At 74.9% G+C, this 1967-nt stretch carries 1 protein-coding gene and 2 pseudogenes; 1 reads left to right on the plus strand and 2 read right to left on the minus strand.

What is annotated here, in order from left to right; all coding sequences use genetic code 11:
• Window positions 1–358: 358 nt before the first annotated feature.
• Entirely contained in the window at window positions 359–1366 is a 1008-nt protein-coding gene (locus JNW89_RS35870) for a sugar phosphate isomerase/epimerase (protein ID WP_238452389.1), read from the plus strand.
• Between the two features lie 105 nt (window positions 1367–1471).
• Here JNW89_RS35870 and JNW89_RS35875 read toward each other — a convergent pair.
• Both JNW89_RS35875 and JNW89_RS35880 read right to left on the minus strand, forming a co-directional pair.
• Window positions 1472–1843, minus strand: a pseudogene (locus JNW89_RS35875) (ROK family protein); the annotation flags it as partial.
• Window positions 1786–1967: pseudogene (locus JNW89_RS35880) on the minus strand (hypothetical protein); the annotation flags it as partial. The pseudogenes JNW89_RS35875 and JNW89_RS35880, both read right to left, overlap by 58 nt.

Raw genomic sequence — 1967 nt, forward strand, 5'->3', positions numbered from 1 at the left:
GCCGGGACCGAGCGCCGGGCTGCCTGCTCGGCATGCGTGAGCGGGCCGAGGCGGTCGGCGGCACCCTCACCGCCGGCCCCCGCCCGGACGGCGGCTGGTCGGTGCGCGCCGAGCTGCCCGCCGCCGAGGAGCAGGCCGAGTGACCGTCCGCCGGTCCTGACGGGCCCTTCCCAGCCGGTCCCGGCGGTCCTAGAGTGAGGGCGGCGACCGCGAGGTGGCCGGTGACCCGGCGGGAGGCGCAACCCGTCGGGCCCAGGTGCGTGCCGCACCCACCGGCGACCCGTGACGCCTCCGCACTGGTGGCCCCTCGCCCCGCCCACGCTGAGGAATCCCCATCACGACAGGGGAGACAACGACGATGGCGCGACCGATCACGCTCTTCACCGGCCAGTGGGCCGATCTTCCGTTCGACGAGGTCTGCCGGCTCGCCTCCGAGTGGGGCTACGACGGGCTGGAGATCGCCTGCTGGGGCGACCACTTCGAGGTCGACAAGGCCCTCGCCGACGACTCGTACGTCGAGCGCAAGCGGGAGACCCTCGCCAAGCACCACCTCAGCGTCCACGCCATCTCCAACCACCTGGTCGGGCAGGCGGTCTGCGACCACCCGATCGACGAGCGGCACCAGGGCATCCTGCCGGCCCGGATCTGGGGCGACGGCGAGCCCGAGGGGGTACGCCGGCGCGCCGCCGAGGAGATGAAGGACACCGCCCGGGCGGCGGCGAAGCTCGGGGTGAAGACGGTGGTCGGGTTCACCGGCTCGTCCATCTGGCACACCCTGGCGATGTTCCCGCCGGTGCCGCCGGAGATGATCGAGCGCGGCTACCGGGACTTCGCCGACCGGTGGAACCCCATCCTCGACGTCTTCGACTCCGTCGGGGTCCGCTTCGCCCACGAGGTGCACCCGAGCGAGATCGCCTACGACTACTGGACGACACGGCGGGCCCTCGCGGCGATCGGCCACCGGCCGGCGTTCGGGCTCAACTGGGACCCGTCGCACTTCGTCTGGCAGGAGCTGGACCCGGTGAACTTCATCCTCGAGTTCGCCGACCGGATCTACCACGTGGACTGCAAGGACGCGAAGGTACGCACCGGCGACGGGCGGCGCGGCCGGCTCTCGTCCCACCTGCCGTGGGCGGACCTGCGCCGGGGTTGGGACTTCGTCTCCACCGGCCACGGCGACGTGCCGTGGGAGGACTGCTTCCGGGCGCTCAACGCGATCGGCTACGACGGGCCGATCTCCATCGAGTGGGAGGACGCCGGGATGGACCGGCTGGTCGGCGCGCCGGAGGCGTTGCAGTTCGTCCGCCGGCTCGCCTTCGACGCCCCCACGGCGGCGTTCGACGCCGCGTTCAGCAGCAAGGACTGACCCGCCCCGGCCCGACCGACCCCGACCTGACCTCCCCGTGACGCGGGAGGCACCTGGGGTCGGTCGGGCCGCCGGGCCGGGTTCGTGCGGGCCGGCCGGGGCCGGTCAGTCGGTGGCGAAGGCCTGCTCGCTGATCAACCGGGCCGCGCCCACCACGCCGGCCCGCTCGCCGAGGTCGGACAGGACGATCGGCATCGTGCCGGTGGTCAGCGGCGCCGACCGGCGGTAGACCACGGCCCGGATCTCGGCCAGCAGGGTGTGCCCGAGGCCGTCCGGGGCGCCACCGATGATCACGATGCCGGGGTTGACGAAGCTCACCAGCCCGACCAGCACCTGGCCCAGCCGGCGGGCGGCGTCCCGTACGACGGCCTGGGCCGCCGGGTCGCCCTCGGCCGCCGCCCCGGCGACGTCCGCCATGGTCAGGGTGCCGGTGCCGGCCAGTCGGTCGGCCAGGGCGGGGGAGCGGCCCGACCGCGCTCGCCCTCGGCCGCCGCCCCGGCGACGTCCGCCATGGTCAGGGTGCCGGTGCCGGCCAGTCGGTCGGCCAGGGCGGGGGAGCGGCCCGACCGCGCCGCGTCCAGCGCCGCGCCGACCAGCCCGG

This window comes from Micromonospora sp. 4G55 (assembly GCF_016803375.1).

What these genes read in the sequence shown, in the direction of transcription:
- JNW89_RS35870 (WP_238452389.1), top strand. Translation starts at nt 359, where the DNA reads ATGGCGCGACCGATCACGCTCTTCACCGGCCAGTGGGCCGATCTTCCG.